The sequence below is a fragment of the Hoeflea sp. genome (assembly GCF_984452065.1).
In genome coordinates this window covers 1-17,245 of the sequence record NZ_CFHWAF010000076.1, presented here as the reverse complement: position 1 = coordinate 17,245, position 17,245 = coordinate 1, and the positions used below count along the sequence as shown (strand labels likewise).

The 17,245-nt window shown below is 60.5% G+C and carries 18 protein-coding genes, 1 tRNA gene and 1 pseudogene; 6 read left to right on the top strand and 14 right to left on the bottom strand.

Annotation, left to right across the window (positions count from 1 at the left end):
- Positions 1-121: 121 nt before the first annotated feature.
- Positions 122-1,120 carry a TRAP transporter substrate-binding protein DctP gene (dctP, locus tag AC5E6N_RS15080; RefSeq protein WP_491748575.1) on the bottom strand — a complete coding sequence of 333 codons (999 nt, stop codon included), beginning with the start codon at positions 1,118-1,120 and terminating at the stop codon, positions 122-124.
- A gap of 74 nt (positions 1,121-1,194) precedes the next feature.
- Here dctP and AC5E6N_RS15075 point away from each other — a divergent pair, with 74 nt between their 5' ends.
- The gene (locus AC5E6N_RS15075) at positions 1,195-1,497 is read left to right on the top strand and encodes a hypothetical protein (protein ID WP_491748574.1); all 303 of its coding nucleotides are present in this window, start codon (positions 1,195-1,197) and stop codon (positions 1,495-1,497) included.
- 213 nt (positions 1,498-1,710) lie between these two features.
- Here the strand turns inward: AC5E6N_RS15075 and AC5E6N_RS15070 are convergent.
- Both AC5E6N_RS15070 and AC5E6N_RS15065 read right to left on the bottom strand, forming a co-directional pair.
- Positions 1,711-1,803: pseudogene (locus AC5E6N_RS15070) on the bottom strand (isocitrate lyase/PEP mutase family protein); the annotation flags it as partial.
- Positions 1,790-2,881 (bottom strand): bifunctional transcriptional activator/DNA repair enzyme AdaA, encoded by a 1,092-nt coding sequence (locus tag AC5E6N_RS15065; RefSeq protein ID WP_491748573.1) that lies wholly within the window; start codon positions 2,879-2,881, stop codon positions 1,790-1,792. The gene AC5E6N_RS15065 and the pseudogene AC5E6N_RS15070, both read right to left, overlap by 14 nt.
- 222 nt (positions 2,882-3,103) lie before the next feature.
- On the opposite strand from AC5E6N_RS15065, the gene AC5E6N_RS15060 reads away from it, so the two are divergent.
- A tRNA-Pro gene (locus tag AC5E6N_RS15060) sits at positions 3,104-3,180 on the top strand.
- Between the two features lie 91 nt (positions 3,181-3,271).
- Here AC5E6N_RS15060 and AC5E6N_RS15055 read toward each other — a convergent pair.
- Complete coding sequence (locus tag AC5E6N_RS15055) at positions 3,272-3,868, bottom strand: hypothetical protein (protein WP_491748572.1); 597 nt, start codon at positions 3,866-3,868, stop codon at positions 3,272-3,274.
- A 222-nt stretch (positions 3,869-4,090) separates the two neighbouring features.
- On the opposite strand from AC5E6N_RS15055, the gene AC5E6N_RS15050 reads away from it, so the two are divergent.
- A complete protein-coding gene (locus AC5E6N_RS15050) occupies positions 4,091-4,633 on the top strand; it encodes a hypothetical protein (protein WP_491748571.1) in 543 nt (180 codons plus the stop codon).
- A 142-nt stretch (positions 4,634-4,775) separates the two neighbouring features.
- Positions 4,776-5,207: a hypothetical protein gene (locus AC5E6N_RS15045; RefSeq protein WP_491748570.1), complete on the top strand. Its 432-nt coding sequence runs from the start codon at positions 4,776-4,778 to the stop codon at positions 5,205-5,207.
- Positions 5,208-5,224: 17 nt separating this feature from the next.
- On the opposite strand, the gene AC5E6N_RS15040 is transcribed toward AC5E6N_RS15045, so the two are convergent.
- From AC5E6N_RS15040 to AC5E6N_RS15030, 3 genes are all read right to left on the bottom strand, one after another.
- Entirely contained in the window at positions 5,225-6,628 is a 1,404-nt protein-coding gene (locus AC5E6N_RS15040) for a TRAP transporter large permease (protein WP_491748569.1), read from the bottom strand.
- The gene (locus AC5E6N_RS15035; protein WP_491748568.1) at positions 6,628-7,272 is read right to left on the bottom strand and encodes a TRAP transporter small permease subunit; all 645 of its coding nucleotides are present in this window, start codon (positions 7,270-7,272) and stop codon (positions 6,628-6,630) included. The genes AC5E6N_RS15040 and AC5E6N_RS15035 overlap by 1 nt, the downstream gene beginning before the upstream one ends.
- A 61-nt stretch (positions 7,273-7,333) precedes the next feature.
- Complete coding sequence (locus tag AC5E6N_RS15030; RefSeq protein ID WP_491748567.1) at positions 7,334-8,344, bottom strand: C4-dicarboxylate TRAP transporter substrate-binding protein; 1,011 nt, start codon at positions 8,342-8,344, stop codon at positions 7,334-7,336.
- Between the two features lie 255 nt (positions 8,345-8,599).
- On the opposite strand from AC5E6N_RS15030, the gene AC5E6N_RS15025 reads away from it, so the two are divergent.
- Both AC5E6N_RS15025 and AC5E6N_RS15020 read left to right on the top strand, forming a co-directional pair.
- On the top strand, positions 8,600-9,361 hold the full coding sequence (locus AC5E6N_RS15025; RefSeq protein ID WP_491748566.1) for a metallophosphoesterase: 762 nt from the start codon (positions 8,600-8,602) through the stop codon (positions 9,359-9,361).
- A gap of 132 nt (positions 9,362-9,493) precedes the next feature.
- On the top strand, positions 9,494-9,751 hold the full coding sequence (locus AC5E6N_RS15020; protein WP_491748565.1) for a hypothetical protein: 258 nt from the start codon (positions 9,494-9,496) through the stop codon (positions 9,749-9,751).
- Between the two features lie 23 nt (positions 9,752-9,774).
- On the opposite strand, the gene AC5E6N_RS15015 is transcribed toward AC5E6N_RS15020, so the two are convergent.
- The 7 genes from AC5E6N_RS15015 to AC5E6N_RS14985 form a co-directional block, all read right to left on the bottom strand.
- Entirely contained in the window at positions 9,775-10,053 is a 279-nt protein-coding gene (locus AC5E6N_RS15015) for a hypothetical protein (RefSeq protein WP_491748564.1), read from the bottom strand.
- Positions 10,050-11,858, bottom strand: a complete 1,809-nt coding sequence (locus tag AC5E6N_RS15010) for an adenylate/guanylate cyclase domain-containing protein (RefSeq protein WP_491748563.1) — start codon at positions 11,856-11,858, stop codon at positions 10,050-10,052. Before AC5E6N_RS15010 ends, AC5E6N_RS15015 begins: the two co-directional genes overlap by 4 nt.
- A gap of 84 nt (positions 11,859-11,942) precedes the next feature.
- Positions 11,943-13,283 carry a sigma-54-dependent transcriptional regulator gene (locus tag AC5E6N_RS15005; protein ID WP_491748562.1) on the bottom strand — a complete coding sequence of 447 codons (1,341 nt, stop codon included), beginning with the start codon at positions 13,281-13,283 and terminating at the stop codon, positions 11,943-11,945.
- Positions 13,267-15,105, bottom strand: coding sequence for an ATP-binding protein (locus AC5E6N_RS15000; protein ID WP_491748561.1), 1,839 nt, complete (start codon positions 15,103-15,105; stop codon positions 13,267-13,269). Before AC5E6N_RS15000 ends, AC5E6N_RS15005 begins: the two co-directional genes overlap by 17 nt.
- A 61-nt stretch (positions 15,106-15,166) precedes the next feature.
- Positions 15,167-15,790, bottom strand: a complete 624-nt coding sequence (locus AC5E6N_RS14995) for a GyrI-like domain-containing protein (protein ID WP_491748560.1) — start codon at positions 15,788-15,790, stop codon at positions 15,167-15,169.
- Entirely contained in the window at positions 15,777-16,319 is a 543-nt protein-coding gene (locus AC5E6N_RS14990) for a PadR family transcriptional regulator (RefSeq protein WP_491748559.1), read from the bottom strand. The genes AC5E6N_RS14995 and AC5E6N_RS14990 overlap by 14 nt, the downstream gene beginning before the upstream one ends.
- Before the next feature lie 131 nt (positions 16,320-16,450).
- Positions 16,451-16,996 (bottom strand): MerR family transcriptional regulator, encoded by a 546-nt coding sequence (locus AC5E6N_RS14985; RefSeq protein WP_491748558.1) that lies wholly within the window; start codon positions 16,994-16,996, stop codon positions 16,451-16,453.
- Between the last annotated feature and the right edge of the window lie 249 nt (positions 16,997-17,245).

Below are 17,245 nucleotides of genomic sequence, written 5' to 3'. Positions count from 1 at the left end.
GCATCACCACCTCATAGGTGATGCAAATCCCGATGGCGAAGAAGATCCAGGCAGCCAGCCGTCCGGTGAATTCGGACAGGCCGTCGGCCAACCGGACCACGACGGCCAGGAGGCGCATTGCCTAGCGCCCCTCTTCCTTCAGACCGGCCTTGACCACCGCTTCGCCCTGCGGGCCGACCTCGGTAACGAAACGGTCTATGACCGATGCAGTCGCGGCGCGCCATTTATCGCGCTGCTCGTCCGACAGATCGACCACCGTCATCTGACTTTTCAGTTCCTCCAGGGACTGCGCTTCCTGAGCATAGATTTCATCGCGCAGTTCCTCCTCGACAATCGACGCCGCATCCAGAACAAGCTGCTGGTTTTCCGGCGTCAGGCTCTCGAAGAAATCGTTGTTGATGACGGCGACGAACTCAATCACGCTGTCGAAGGTCAGGGTCATGAACGGCATGACTTCAAAGAGCTTGCGGCTTTCGACCGCCGAGGCGCCGGTCATGCCGACATCAACCGCACCCTGCTGATAGGCAAGGAACTGTTTCGAACCCGACATCAGGGTCGGCGCGCCGCCCAGCGCATCAACCGTCCAGCCTTGCACCTTGCCATAGGTGCGCACCTTCTTGCCCTTGACATCGCCCGGCTCCCTTAACGCCTCTTCCCGGCTCAGATAGACATTGCGGCCGAAAGCCTGCCACCACAGGACGCGGGCGCCGGTCTCCTCCAGAATGGCGGCGTCAAGGAGCTGGCGCATCGGCGAACCCGACGATATCGACAGACGCAGAGCCGCCTCGTCCCTGAAGAAAAACGGCAGCGCCACGACATCAACCGCCGGAACCGAGCCGGCAAAGCGACCAAGGAATGCGGAGCCTGCCTCGATCGCTCCCGATCCGACGGCTTCGGGAACCTGGTTGTCCTTGTAAAGCTGGGCCGAGGGAAAGAGCTGCAATGTCAATTCGCCATTGCTTTCCCGCTCGATGATGTCCTTGAAGCGGTTCCAGTTCTGCCCCAGCGAATGGCTCTCGGGAAGCTGCAGGGTCACGCGGATGATGGTTTCGGCCTGTGCCGGTACGCCCACAAGCACCAGCGCGCACGCGCAAATCCAACCGGCGATACTTTTTTTCATGACAATTGTTCCTTTGCTGGCTGCTGCTTCCCTCCGACGCGTCGACAGTAAGTCGCCCCGCGCTGCCCGGTAAAGTGCAAAACGGCAAAACAGGCCGCGCTGAGCACAGGTTTTTTTTACCCAATGCCTGCATCACCATGATCGACGCGACGCTCGATCATTCGGAACCGACTGCAATGGATGAATTCGTGCGCAAGATCGTCGGCGCCGCGCCCCGCGCCCGCATCGCTGTCCAGATAACAACCGCAAAATTGGACAGCGGGATGCCGGTGGCAGCTCCGCTCGCGCCGGATCTGCCACCGGCTCCACCTTCACCCCTGTCAGGGACGTGCCCGAAGAAAGGGACAGGCATGACCACTGCCGAAACAGTTGAATAATATCGAGCAGGAACTCATCAAGGTTCAAAAGGGAGATCAATGCCCGGCAATCGAAGCGCAGGTCTCGTATACGCTTCAACGACCTGAAGCGGCTGGACGAATTGCGTGCGCGAAAGAACCGGCTCCGGATCCGGTTGCAGGAGGCTCTGCCCGGCTCCAGTTGACCGGTTATTGAGGGCCCATGCCCGTGCGCTCATTGAAGCGCTCGGTCAATGCGGCGGCGGCATCCCAGATATTGTAGAGAATGACAGGCTTTCCCGGAATGTGGAGCGCGGCGAAAGCTTGCGCCTTTTCAGCCTGGTCCATGGCAATCCACCCTGTTTTTCGCGCCGTTGCCGGCATGCTCCTTTTCCAGCTCTATCAGTCTTTGCTTGCGCCACAACCCGCCGCCATAGCCGGTCAGCGATCCGTCGGCGCCAAGGACCCGATGGCAAGGGATGACAAGCGCGATCTGGTTCGCCCCGTTTGCGCGTGCAACGGCACGCACCGCGGACGGCTTGCCGATTTGCCTTGCGAGGTCGCTGTAGGTGCGGGTTTCACCGGGCGGTATTGTCAGCAATTCCTGCCAGACGCGGCGGGTGAAGGGACTGCCGTGCATCGTCAGCGGCGTTTGGAAATTTGCCGACCGTCCGTCGAAATAGTCGCCAAGCTCGGCCTTTATACTCTCCGTCGGCGCGTGGCGACCGATACCGATGCCGCCTTTCACATTCTTCTGCAGCCGGCGCAGTTCGGTCGGCAGGGCCCTGCGATCGGCAAACTCCAGAAGATGAAGCGTGTGGGGATCGCTCACGGCGATCATCGGGCCGAGGCTTGTATCGAACCATTCGGCAAGCAGCAGTTCATCGCCGGTGAATTGTGCGGGCGAGCGGCCGAGCAGCCGCGCGAAGGCGCTGCGAAAACCGCTGGCGGAGTCAAAACCCGCATCCTGCTGGGCATCAATGACCCGGCCACCGGAGGACAGTGTGACAAATCCGTCCCGCAGTCGTCCAAGGCGGGCCATTTCAAGGAATGTCATGTCGTAGTGGCGCTTGAAGGCGCGCCGGACCGTCGATGGATCGTAGCCCAGGGCAACGATGTCGCCCTCGCTCCAACGCCTCATCGGATCTGCCTCCAGCGCCGCCAGCAAGCCGGCGATCATGGGATCGGCCTCGGCGGCGGGTTTCAAGGGAGAACAGCGCTTGCAGGGACGATAGCCAGCCTCGAGACAGGCGGCGACCGTTTCGAAGAAATGACAGTTCTCGCGCTTCGGGTTGCGCGCCGGACAGGTCAGCCGGCAGAAGATCCCGGTGGACGCGACACCGACAAAAACGCGCCCTTCATAGGACGCGTCTCTCGAGACAAGCGCTTGATAAAGCACATCGTGATCGGGCAGTTCGAACAACATGCCAGAGGCTTAGCATATAGCCTGAATCGAGTCCGCCGATTTTCGGGCGCTTATTCATAAAAGGAACGGCCTGCCTTCCCGGCCGTCCGGCGATCCGACAACTGCTTGGGACGAACCGCCGGCGCTTTACGCTACGCAATGCCGTATTTCTCGATAACCGCAAAATTTCCGCTTGCGCCTAAAGCCGGCAAAGCCTATTGAAATCTGGCCTTTTCGGCAGGTCGGAGCGTAGCGCAGCCCGGTAGCGCACTTGACTGGGGGTCAAGGGGTCGTGGGTTCGAATCCCGCCGCTCCGACCATTTTTCAAAAGGTCCATACCGGCCACATGGTTACGACAAGGGCCGATACAATCTCCCGGATAACAAAACCCGATCGGCGACTGGACAGCCGCTAGTCGAGATCGACGAACAGGGCGACATCCTTCGCTTTTTCGGGGATCGCGCCGGAATTGACATTGACCGTGAATGTCAGGCCGTCGTCCGTCAGGGTCGCCGTCAGCAGTTCGACCACAAGCGGCTCGTCGGTTTCCAGCCCCGAGACGGCGATTGCCGCGTTTGGCGGATCGGATTTGAAGGACGCCTCGCCGTTGTCGTCCCAAAGTCCGACAAAAACGTCATGCGGAACATGGCCGGCCTCCCGCACGGGCCGGTCGGTGAAATAGAATGTCGACGGCGCCAGATCCTTCAGCGTGAGCGTTCCGTCCCTGAACTCAAGCACCCCGGCCTGCTGGACGTAGAGATATGACGGGACGATCTCGACCTCGCGCGGCGACACCCTGTTGCCCTTCAGCGCGTCGCCCGTCTCCCGCACGCCTTTTTCGATCGCCTCGCCCGTCTTGTCGACACCCTTGCCGATGGCTTCGCCGGTCTCCTGCAGCGCCTTGCCTATGCCCTTGACGATCTGAGCCTCGGCCACCGCGCCGCCCGGCATGGCAGCCAGCGCGAACAGGACTATCAGGGAGAGCGGAAACAACAATCGGGTGGTCATAGGACAGTCCTCACAAGTTTATAGACGCGCTGCCCGGGCTTAACACCGCCATTGCGCAGATCGCGTGATATTTTTGCCATAGCACCGGCAAATGACAGCATATTGGCACGCCGACGGGCGCCGCGTCACATTTCAAACACAATAACCCATTTCCCACATGTCCGAGAGGCGGATGAAGCGCCACTGCCCGCCCGATGCCCGTACAAACATCAGAACAAACACATGAAAAAACCATCACTCGGCATTGTTGCCGCTGCCATATTCCTCGCAGGTTGCTCCGCCACCGTCGCAAGTGGAGAAAAGCCGCGCCATCAGATCGGGGCTCACAAGACCGATACCGTCCGCTTTGAGCAACTGTCCGGGTACAACAGCGCGCAAACGCGGATCGCCAACCAGATCACCGCGCGCTTTGCGGCGGCCGGCTACGGCGAGCCCCAGCAGATCGCGGCCGTCTCGGTCGCCATTCGCGAATCCACCTTGAACCCGAAGGCGTATAATCGCGGCTGCAATTGCTACGGCCTCTTCCAGATGAACAAGAGCGCCGGTCTCGGCCGCGGCCATTCCGTCAACAACCTGATCCGGGCCGACTACAACATCTCGCTTATCCTTGAAGAAGCCGACCGGTTTCCGAGTTTCGCGGTCGCAAGAACAGTGGATGAGGCGATCAATGCCTTTGTCCGCAATGTGACCCGGCCGGCCAACAAACCCGGTGTCGTGCGGGCCACGATCCGGACGGCGCGCAGGGTTGAACAGTCGGCAAACTGATCCTCTTGCCGATACCGCCGCCGTTAAGCACGTTCACAAATTGAGCTGTGAGCGCGCCAAATAAGACAAGACAGGCTGCAAAAAAATGCAGTAGGTTGCGGGCACGTTATCCTGTCGTTTTCGAAACGCTTCGGAAGACACCATGCTTCGCATCCTCGTCGATTTTCTGTCCGGAATCATCCGTGTTCTGGCGTTCGTATGTATTGCCGGAGGCGCCGTCACCGGTTACCTGCAGGCGCCGTCAATGGATGTGGAGCCGTGGGCGGGGGCATTGATCGGCTTTGCGGCAGGGTTTCTCGTTGCGTCCGTGGGTGGCGGCCTGCTGGCCTGTTTCATCCTGATTGAAAATCATCTGCGCGTCCTCGCGGATGCCTCCGTGGAAAAACAGAAAAATCCGGAGCCGGAAGAAAAATCCGAAGAACAGGCGGCCCTTGAACGGGCGGAGCGTATCGCCAGCTATGCCCGTCAATACCGCTCGCAGGTTCCGCAGGCGCAGGAGGCAGCAAAAACCGAAGCTGCCGTCCAGGATGAAAAGCCTGCTGCCGAGAGCGCGCCGGAGCAGAAGACGAGCTAGAGCAAAGTCTGCTCTAATCAGGACGTCAGCCCCGGCAGCCAGAGCACAATCGACGGAAACGCCACGAGAAAGGCGATGGTGATCGCGTCCGCGACGAAGAACGGCGATGCGCCGCGAAACACATCCTGAACCGATATGTCGGGCCGAACCCCTGCCACGACAAAGCAGTTGAGGCCGATCGGCGGCGTGATCAGACAAAGCTCGGCCATCTTGACCACGAGAATGCCGAACCAGATCGCGCAGCCCGTGCCCGAGACGCCGAAGGCGCTGTCGGCGGCGCTCACGTCCACGCCCCCGTTCAGCGCGATGACGGCCGGATAGACGACCGGCAGGGTCAGCAGCAGCATGCCGATGGCGTCCATGAACATGCCGAGCACCGCATAGGCCAGGAGGATCAGCACCAGGGTCAGCATCGGGTTTTGCTCGAGCGACGTGATCCAGTCCGAGAACGCCCCGGGCAGATCGGCAAAGCCGAGGAACCGGACATAGACAAGCACACCCCAGATAATGGTGAAAATCATGACGGCGAGCTTCGCCGTTTCAAGCAGCGAGTCGCGGAATTGCGGCCAGCGCATGCCCTTGTAGACGGCCATGCAGAACACGACAAAAGCGCCGAGCGCACCGCCCTCGGTGGGCGTTCCCCAGGCATCGCCGCCAAAGGGGTTGTAGATGAAGCAGATAATGATGACGACGACAAAGATGATCGGCGAGGCCGGCGGCAATGAGCGAAACCGCTCGCCCCAGGAGAACCCGCTGACCGGCGGCCCGAATTCCTTGAAGGTGACGGCCATCAGCACGACAAGCCCGCCATAGATCACCGCGGAGACCGCTCCCGGCAAGAAGCCGGCAAGCAACAGCATGCCCACATCCTGCTCGACGATGATCGCGTATATGACCAGAATTGCCGAGGGCGGAATCAACGATGCGAGGGTGCCGCCGGCGGCGACGACGCCGGCGGCGAAGCGGCGATCATATCCGAGCTTCAGCATTTCCGGGATCGCGAGGCGGGCAAAAACGGCGCTCGTGGCGACGGAGGCGCCCGAAACGGCGGCAAAGCCGGCCGTCGCGAAGACGGTGGCGACGCCAAGCCCGCCCGGCAACCAGCCGACCCATCGTTTTGCCGCCTCGAACAGGGCGCGGGTGAGGCCCGCATAATAGGCGAGATAACCTATGAGGATGAAGGCCGGGATGAGAGACAGCGCCTGCGAAGACACCTTGGAATGCGGCACCTGGCCGGCCGTCTTTACCGCAACCGTCAGCGCCCATGTGAATTCCGACGGGTCATAACCCTTCTTGGCCCAGAAGATCCAGATAAGCCCGGAGAGACCTGCAAGCGCTGCCGCGAAAGCCACGCGCATGCCAAGAACCACCATGACCAGCATGAAGCCGGAGACGACAAGGCCGATATCGATCGGTTCCATCAGGCGCGCTCCCCGTTGTCGAATCCGGAAACGGATTTCGCTTCGTTGGCCGCCTGGGTCGCAGCATCCTCTATGAGGGGCACTGCGACCGGCGCGTCGGTTCCCGTGCGGATCGCCCGCGCATAGCCCCAGAGCTGCAGGACCAGCCGCAGCGACAGGACGGAGAAGGCGATCGGCGCCAGCAGCTTGCCGGGCCAGAGCGGGATGCCGATATCCATCGAGCTGTCGCGACTCCACAAGGGTGCGGAAAAATCGAAAGAACGGTCGAAGTGGGCATAGGTGCCCCAGACAAGCAGGAGCATCAGCACCAGCATCGCGGCGGTCGAGACGAATTCGGCGAGCCACAATACACGTCCCGACATCAGGCCGATCACGATATCCATGCGTATATGGCCGCCGAGCCGCTGCGCATAGGAGACCGCGATGAATGCAATCAACGGCATCGCCTGTTCGATCCAGTCGACATAACCCGGCAGAGGCTGGTTGAGAAAGTTCCGCCCGCCGACGCTGACGACAGCAAGCAGCATGAGGGAAAAGACGGCAAGACCGCCTATCAGCGCCAGTTGCCGTTCAAGCCAGAACAGCTTTCGATCAAGGCGGCTGAGGAGACTGCCGTCCTCAAGAACCGATGATGCTCCCGCCATCATCCCCTCCCATTATCAAACCGCCCGCAACTCAGGTGAGATGCGGGCGGCGGATGCATCATCAGTTTTCGGAGATCGTCTTGACCGTCAGGTCATAGAGTTCCTGGGCCGGCAGGCCCCGCTTGGCATTGTCCTCAATCCAGGCCTGCGCAGCAGGTCCGGCCACGGCTTCGCGGAAAGCGTCGAGTTCCGCCTGATCGTAGGTGATCGATTCGATACCCTTTTCGGTCAGAACCGGTCCCCAGGCATCCATCGTCTTGCCGTTGTAATTGTCGACATAGTGCTGGAGCGCCTCTTCGACGGAGCCGAGCAGCGCCTCGCGGTGGGCTTCCGGCAATGCCTCAAGCGCATCGGTGTTGACCACCACCGGGCAGTTGACGGTGCCCGGGTTCAGATTGGTTGTCCACCAGCTTGCCGTCTCGACGGTGCCGAACGACATATGCGCGTGCGGCGCGAAGGCAACCGCCTTCACCACGCCTGAATCGAGTGCCTGACGCACCTCGGATGCGGACATGGAGGTCGGCACGGCGCCGACGGACGCCATGGCCTTGCCGATGCCGCCGGTCGCACGCACTGTCAGACCTTCAAAGTCCTCCAGTGTCTTGGGCGGATCGCCGACGCCGGCAATGTTGTATTGCGGCAGAGGCGACGGCATCAGAAGCGTTGCGTTCCAGCGTGCGAGGTCTTCCTTGGTGGCCGGATGCTGGTAGACGGCCATGGAAACGGCGATTTCCTTCTCAAGCGAATCAACGCCGAGGAAGGGAAGTTCGAGAACCGTGATGGACGGGTTCTTGTCGGCATGATAGCCAGCGCAGAACTGGGCCATTTCGAACGCACCGATGGAAATGCCGTCAAGGTTTTCGCGATTCTTCGAAAGGCCGCCATAGGACAGGTTCAAAGTGAACTCGCCATTGGTCTTTTGCGATACAAGCTCGGCCAGTTTCTCCACGTGCTCGGTGAAAGCGCGCTTCTTGCCCCAAAGCGATACGTTCCACTCGGCGGCAAGGGCTTCGCCCGCAATCAGCGCGCTCATGGCGGTCATGGTTGCAAGCGTCAGCGTTTTGCGAATCATTTAATCCTCCCGTGATGTCTCGCGCCGCGTCTTCCGGCGCTACGCAATTGTCGCACAGACACGCGCCCGGTTTCCTCGAGTTTATCCGCAGACCGCACAATCCATGGCCTGCGGATTTCCGCAAGGCATCCGGCGGGACAATACCGATGCTTGACTTGTCCCCGGCTGCTGCGGACATTGGCGCCATGCCTTTTCCCATGAAAAGCGATTTGGACGCCTGCCGCAAGCGCTGATCGCGGCTCTGCGGAGTTTTATATGCGTGTTTTTGCAACCTCCGACCTCCATGTCGACTACCGGGAAAACGGCCGCTGGGTCTCGGAGATCTCGAAGGCCGATTTTACCGACGACGTCCTGATCCTTGCAGGCGACATCTCCGATTCGCTGGAGCGCATCGAACGAACACTCAAGGCGCTGTCGCTGCGTTTCAGGCAGGTGCTCTATGTCCCGGGCAATCATGACCTGTGGGTCTTGCGGGACCGGAACATAAAGGACTCGTTTGAAAAGTTCGGCTTCGTTCGCGACGTCGTGACCGGCAGCGGCGCGAGCTGCGAACCGTTTCACGGCACCAGAACAAGCATCGTGCCGCTTTTCGGCTGGTACGACTTTTCCTTTGGCGAGCCGTCGGAAGAACTGAAGCGGCGTTGGATGGACTTCCGGGCGTGCCGCTGGCCGGACGGCACCGACAACCCGGATGTCACCGCGCATTTCATCGGCCTGAACGAGCCCGTACCGGCAAAGACAAAGCCGTTCGTGATCACGTTCTCGCACTTCATGCCGCGCCTCGATCTCATTCCGTCCTTCGCGCCGCCGCGCTCGCGCATGCTGTTCCCGATTCTGGGAACCGGGCTGCTGGATGCGCAGGTCCGGCGCGCGGGTGCGTCGCTCCATGTCTACGGTCACAGCCACGTCAACCGCAGAGCCGTGCGCGACGGTATCGTCTATATCAACAATGCGTTCGGATATCCCTCGGAGGGCCGCTTCACCGCCAAGAAGCTTTTGTGCATCCACGAGGAGTGATCGCTGCCCTCAGAGTGCGGAGCCTTGGGTTCCTAGTCGGGCGGCAGTTGCGACGCAATTGCATTTAAACTGGCGAAAGCGTCTGCTACTATCGTCGTCAGGAACAAAATCAAACAATCGCACGGGGAAAACATGCCACTTCAGTCCATTGCCGAAAAAGCCGTTGCAAAAATTGTCGAGTCGGAACCGTCACTGTCGCAGGAGTCTCAGACAGCCATCGCCAGGATTGTCGAACAGGCCGTGATGGATGCCGCCGTCAGCGCCTCGCAGCGCTGTGCAAGCGTCGTCGGTGCGCATCTCGAGCACGAGGAGGACAAGGCGCACCAGATTGCCGCAAAACTCAAACAGGAAGAAACGGCACTGGTCGCCAACCTGATGGGCATGCGTTGACGCAATTCGGGTTCCGTTGATTTTTACCGCTTTCGCGCAAGATAAACGGTCTGCGTGAACGGTTTGTTGTCCTGAAGAGGATTGGGAAACGTCACCGGCTCGGCCCTGGCGGTCTTGAAAACCGATGACAGTTTTGCGGTCACCGCATCGTCGGCAACAGCATCCGACCAAAGGCCGACCACGCCGCCCGGGCTCACATGCGCGGCCAGGCGCTCAAACCCTTCGGCCGAATAAAAGCTGCTGGTCCTGCCGTCGAGAAACTGCTGCGGCGCATAGTCCAGTTCCTCGAACAGGCTGCTCATGCCGACTCAGGCGCCGGGCGCTCACCGATCAGGCGGTAGACCTCGACCGGCTGCGATTTGCCTTTGACCGCAAAACTGCCGACCGGCTCAAACTCGAACCCGTCGCCTGCTTCCGCGACAATCTGATCGCTGACCAGGATGATGGCGCGCGCACCGTCGTCGACACTGTCACACAGGTCCTCTATGCGGCTGCAGGTGTTCGCCGTATCGCCGACGACGGTGTAGTTGATGCGCCCGGGCGCGCCGATATTGCCGACGATCAACGGACCCGAATGGACGGAAATCTTGACACGAAGATCGGTTCCCTTGCCCGCTGCAGCCTCGGCTTCCATCTGACGCTTGATCGCGAGCGCCGCCCGGCAGGCCCGTTCGGCCTGGTCGCTCTGCGCATCGGGCGCGCCCCAGAAGGCCATTGCGGCGTCGCCGATATATTTGTCGATCGTACCGCCTTCGGCTTCGATGCATCGGTTTACGATGGCAAAATGATCATTGAGAAACCGGGCCACCTCACCCGGCTTCTTGTCCTCAGACATTTTCGTGAAACCGATGATGTCGGTAAACATCAAAGCCAGATGGCTTTCGGTCGACACAATCGCGCTCGACCCGCCTTGAGAGATGATCCGCTTGACCAGCGCGCGGGGCACATAGGTCTCGAAGGTGCGAAGCCCTTCCACCATGCGGTGAAACGCATTGATCTGTTCGTTGATTTCCCGGATGAAGGACGCACGCGGTATCTCGATGTTCTCAAGGTCGAGGTCGCCGACCTGAGCCTCGGCCTTGGAGAGCTGTACGATCGGACGGGCGAGATAACGGGCCAGCAATATGCCCAATATGATCGCAACGACGAGAATCAGCAGCGCCACCAGCGTCGAGCCGAGCAGGCGGATGAACTGGTCGCCGATATCAGCCATATTGGCATAAACGCCGATGCGCCACGGTTGCGGGCTGTATCCCGTTATCTCCTTGGTCAGGAACAGGTATCCCTGTTCATTGTACTCGACGATAGCGCTCTCAAAATCGTTCCCCGATTGTGGGAAGTCCGTATCCCGTCTTGGGAAATCCGCCAGAATACGGTCGGCGAAGCCTTCGAGAAAAAGCAGGTTCAGCTCCTTGTCGAGCCGGGAACGCTCGGCCAGGTCCGGCATGCGCGGATGGGCCAGCACATGATCGTCGCCATAGAGGATGAATGCCGTCATGCCGAGCGCGCCGCTGGCTTCACGAACCAGATCGGAAAGCTTCTCGACATCGATCCCGGTTGCGAAGGCGCCGACATATTCGCCGTTCTTGTGGAGCGCGGTCTGCATGCCGATATAGGTCACGCCGTCCACGGAGGCCGGCGCGCTCCAGGTGGGTTCGGACGGCGCATCCGCTTGCGTCAGTCCGAGTTCGTCGCGAACGCCCGGCCGGATTGTCTGGATCGATCCGTCGAGATCTTCCAGGGCAACGACCGGGAACTGCTCCCTGTCCCAGATGACGACGCCGGACACCTGCGGCGACGGTCCGAGGGTGCCGAGCAGCGTGTCGCGCAACTGCTCCTTGTCGGACATGTCGATCTCACCCTTTTCCACGAGGGTCGCGACATATTCGGCAAGCGCTCCGGCTGGCTCGACATAATCGCGCAGGCGGGTTTCCAGATTGGACATGGTCAACTCACCGGATTCGCGCAGAAGTTCCAGCGTGTTGCGGAAATTGGCTCCGGCCGTGATGAAAAGGACAATGCCGACGGATAGCAGGATAAGCGTTCCGATCGCGGTGGAAAGGAGAACAGTGAGGCTGACACGGCCGGAACCGGCGAGTCTCTTCATATGCGCCTCCTGTCTGTGCCGCGATCACCGGAATGTAGGCCGTCGGGTGACCATGTGCAAAGAAACGGGCCGCGATTTGCTCGACTATCCAATAAAATCCGACCGGTCCAGGTTCAATTTGACCATCTTTTCATTCAGGGTGCGCCGGCCGATGCCCAAAGCCTCGGCCACCGCATCCATGCGCCCGCCATGGGCGATCAACGCCTTGCCGATCAGGCGCCGCTCAAAAGCCGCGACCGCTTCCCTCAACGTGTCGGGAAGACCGTCGAAATCCGCGGCGGGCGCGATGGCGTCCGCAACCGAGCCGCCGCCGCGCCGCGCCGCCAGAACCCGTCTTTCGGCCGCGTTTCTCAATTCACGCACATTGCCGGGCCAGTCATGCGACAAGAGCGCGGCGATATCCTCGGCCGAAAGATCCGGCGCCGGGACCTCATAGGTACGGGCAAAGAGCTGGAGGAAATGCGAGAACAACAGTACAATGTCGTCCTTGCGCCTGACAAGCGGCGGCAGGACGATGGTTGCCGCATTGAGACGGTAAAGGAGATCAGGGCGCATGTGCCCGTCACCGGCTTTGCCCTGAAGGTCGTTGCTGCTCGACGAGATGACACGCACGTCCACCCTGCGGATGGAATTCGATCCGGCAGCGATGCATTCACCGGTTTCAAGAACGCGCAGGAGCGCGCTCTGCTGGTCGGCCGACAGCGCGTCCACCTCGTCCAGGAACAGCGTGCCGCCGTCCGCCAGCGTAAAGTAGCCGGGCTCGTCGGCCGCTCCGCCGAACATCGCGCGGGCGAAATCGCCCGAGGTGAAAACCGCGCAGTTTACCGCCACGAAAGCGGCGCCGGCCCGCTCGCCGAGATCATGGAGCGCGCGTGCCGCCACGTCCTTGCCTGTCCCGGTTTCCCCGATCAGCAGGACCGGCATCTGCGCGGCCGCAAGATCGAGGATCTGCATGCGCAAACCCCGCATCGCCCCGGTCTCGCCCAGGAGCACGCGATCCAGCCCCGAAAGGTCCGTCAGCCGGGCGCGCAGATTGCGGTTGTCGCGCACCAGCCGGCGCTTTTCCACCGCGTGGTTGAGCACCCTGATAAGCCGGCCCGGATCGAAGGGCTTTTCAAGAAAGCTGAAGGCCCCCTTGCCCATCGCCTCCACGGCCAGGGGCACATCCGCGTGCGCCGAAATCAGGATCACCGGCACATCCGGCTGTTCGTCGCGGATATGATCCAGAAGGTCCATCCCGCTGAGACCCGGCATCTTCATGTCGGTCACCACCGCATCGGGAAGATCGCGGGACAGCGCCGTTGCGGCATCGGCGCCCCGGAAGAAGACGGACACCTCGAAGCCTGCCCGGCCAAGCAGGTGCGAGAGCGATTCACGCATGGTGCGATCATCGTCGATGACAAAAATTCTAGACTGCTTCCGCATCGACCTTCACATCAGCCTGCTCCTTGTCCGCCAGCGGCAGGATCATGGTGAAAACAGCGCCGCCATCCGGTTGATTGGCAAACATCATGTGCCCATCATGGTCTTTCAGGATGGCCGCGGAGATGGAAAGACCCAGTCCCATTCCGACGCCGGAAGCCTTGGTTGTAAAAAACGGGTCCTCGGCGTGTGTCAGCGCCTCTTCGGTCAATCCGGGACCGTTGTCGCACACACTGAGCCGCGCGTGCCTTTCGTCGCAGGCGAGCCTGATCGAGATTTTCGGCGCAGGGCAGCCGGTTACCGCGTCCCTGGCGTTGCGCATCATGTTGACCAGAACCTGCTCGATACGAAACATATCGCCGAAGACGCGGACCGGCCCGTCCGGCAGTTGCGTCTCAAGCGCGATTTTTTCCGACGCAAGATCGGCCTGCATCATGCCGGTTGCCGCACCGATAACGTCGCGCAGATCGAAATGAACCAGTTTTTCGGTCTGACGATGGGCAAAAAACCTCAATTGCCCGGTGATGTGCTCCATACGGGCCGTGATCGCGTTCAACTGATCGACGAGGTCCCTCGCCTCGCCGGCTATGCCGCTGCCCGGAAGCTCCGCGGCGGCCAGATAATTGCGCATGGCGGCGATCGGCTGGCCGAGTTCGTGGGTCACCGAAGCCGACAACTGACCGAGCGCGGCGAGCTTGCTGACCTGTCTGAGTTCCTTTTGGGCCTGTTCGAGACGCCGTTCCGCGGCGCGGCGCTCCTCGATTTCATCCTCGAGTTTGCGGTTTATGACCTGCAGGCTTCGCCGCTGCTCCTGGGATGCAAAGAGAGCGCTGCGCACGCGTCTTGTGCGCACCAGAAGAACCGCGACGGCCATCAGAGAAAGCACCGTGGCGGCCAGAACAAGCGACTGGCGGGCCTGCGCATAAACTGGTTCCAGCGATGCGAGATAATGCAGGCGCCAGCCGAGATGGCCGACATCGCCAACTGTCTGCAGATAGCGCCGCCCTTCGATTGACGCAGTATGATCGCGCGAAACCGCATAATTGAGCGGCTCAAGCGGCTCGCTGCCGAACTGGCGCTCTTCGGCGATATCCGCCCGGACCTCGTCGGAAAGCGGCTCAAGGGTGCGATAGGTCCATTCCGGATTGGAAGCCAGTATGACGACGCCGCGCGGATCAGTGGCCAGAAGGGTTTCGCCGCCCTCGCGCCAGGCGCGGGTCAGAGGCGTCAGATCAACCTTGAGAGCAATCACGCCCGCAATATGCCCGGATGAAGCATGGACCGGCTCGGAAATGAAAAAGCCGGGTTCCTGCGTGGTTGCGCCGATGGCAAAAAACACGCCGCGTCCACCCGACAAGGCCTCCTTGAAATAGGGCCGGAAGCCGTAGTTCTTTCCCACAAAGGTCGGTGTCTCGTTCCAGTTTGACGCCGCGATCGTCAGTCCGTCGGGGTCCATCAGATAAATGGCGTCGATGCCTGCCTGTTCGGCAAAGCTTTCAAGCCGCCTGTTCAACTCCCCCGTATCGTCGCCCTCAACGGCGCCGATGACCAGCGGATCCCAGGACAGGATAAAAGGCAGGTGCTGATGCTCCTCAAGAGCGGAGGTCAATGTCGAAAGGTAAAGGGACATGCGGTCGAGGGACCGGCGCTCTTCTCCGGCAAGGGCCATCTGCTGTGAAACCCAGAAGACGCCCGTCAGACCCAGAACAGCGATGAGGACAAGCACCGCGATGACCACACGTGGCCCCAGCCGGCCGGCTGCCGGGTTCTTGGAATTTATGCTGCCCTTTGCCGGCGTGAAACCGGCAATTTCATCGATCTGCATGCCCGCCTTATAAAGCGCTGCGAGCGGCTTCGCCACAATGATCGGCTGGCGACCACCCGCATCAAGCCGGACGAACCGGCTGCCGCAGCACCGTTTTCAGTTTCTCCGGCGCGGTTTTTCGCGGATCACCGATGTAAATCTCGTGATGATGGCCACTCTCGACCAAGCCGTTCTGCGGCAGGTATTCCTGATGGAGCCGTTGAAGTGTCGGTCCCTCTTCGGAATAAGGGCCGATGTGCATGATCTGAACCGCCTTGCCTTCATGGTAGGTTTCAAGGCGCAGCTTTTTCAGGGCCGGCAGGTCATCCTTTGCAGCAACCTTCTCGTTGATCTCGCTGACATGGTCCGCATTTATCCAGTCCGGCTGCATAATCATGACCGTCCATTTCCACTGGTCCTTGTCACCGGAAACAAAAACGCTCATGTCGTCGGCCCACCACAAGGCCTGCAGCGGCGGCACGACATAATCCCGCTCGAGACGCTGTTTTGAAAGGAATTTGAGTTTGAAAGCCATCGGATAAAGCGCGGCAAGCGCCTGCATATATTCGCTCGACGCATCCTCACCCGGACTGCCCGTTCCGTCGATCATGAGGAACTGCAGCGGCGGGACATCAATGAGGCTGAAATCCTTTGAGGACGGTGCAAAACACTCTTTCATGGTTTTCTTGAAATCAATCTTTTCCATTGTCGCCTCCAAGCAGTTTCATCGTGCGTTCGAGCCATTCAAGTTCGGCGTTCAGTTGCGAAGTGCTGTAGTCGAACAGCGCCTCGACATGGGGCGGCAGTCGCGGTGCCGCGTCCCGTTTCGCGGCGACACGTGATGCAATCGCGGCCAGGGCATCGCGCCTGCGTTCCAGTACGGCCAGCGCCTCCGGCTGATCGACGCCCGGCCAGTTGGCAAGGCCAAGCAGGACCGAGGGATAGAGATTGTGTGGTTCTGACAGGGCGCGCAGGGTTGCCTGCCGGAACACCGGTCCCGCCGCTTTTGTCGGGTAATGGATCTTGCGCGTCTTCTTGTCCGGGTCCGGCCTGCTCTCCGCAAGACCGCGCTTTTCCAGCTTGCCCAGGATGAAATAGATCGACGAAAAGGCCAGTTCCGTCCATTCACGCATACCGCGTTCTTCAATAATGCGGTCGAGATCGTAGCCGTGGCACGGTCGCTCGAGCAAAAGACCGAGGACAGCATATTCCGCATTGGTGATCTCTCCCTTCATTATTCTAGAACTAGAATAAATAGTTAAATGAGTCAATAGACACGCCACGCGCTTGACCCGATGCGCGCATGGCAACCAGACCTAAATCCTCTAAAGGTGATGGAATAACGGCCCGCCTGCTGTCAGCGCACTCAGCGCACCTGGTCGAGCAATCGCTTGCACTCAAGCAGATCGTAGAGCGCCTCCTGAAGGAGTTCCTTGTCGTCCTTCGCCATCGGGGAGCCCTCGCCGTCTTTGGCCGATGCTTCTCCGATACCGAAGAAACGGCCACCGGGCAATTTGGCGTGCCCGACAATCTGATCGCCATCGGGATCGCCATCGTTTGCCGCGGCCTGATCCTCGGAGACTGCGGGTTCGGGCGTCTCCTGCTTGGTGAAAGACGCCAGCGCCTCGGCGGCGGTGACCTCGCCGGAGCCGATCGCAACGGCAAATTTCGAGCCGTTCTGCTTCAGAAGTTTCTGGACGCCCTTGATCGTATAGCCCTGGTCGTAAAGCAGATGACGAATGCCCTTCAAAAGGTCGACATCGTCGGGTCTGTAGTAGCGGCGGCCTCCGCCGCGCTTCATCGGTTTGATCTGATTGAAGCGCGTCTCCCAGAAACGCAAAACGTGCTGCGGCAGGTCGAGTTCGTCCGCCACTTCACTGATGGTACGAAATGCGTCCGGGCTTTTGTCCATTCTCCAGATATCCCGCAAAATGCGGCAGGCCGCCGCTCTCCTGCCGCACGCATTTCCAGCAAGCATAGCGGTCGCGGCAGTGTTGAGTCGCATTGCAACCCGAGTTGCTCGATCTTGCAAGCGCCAGAAGCAGAAAGTGTGTGGATTATGTAAGGCTGTCGTGTCCCTTTAACCTTTGTGCCGGTTTGTCCGGATTTGCCCCTGGTCGTCGTTGCGAAATGCTTGAAGTGGCCGACACTACGGCGCATT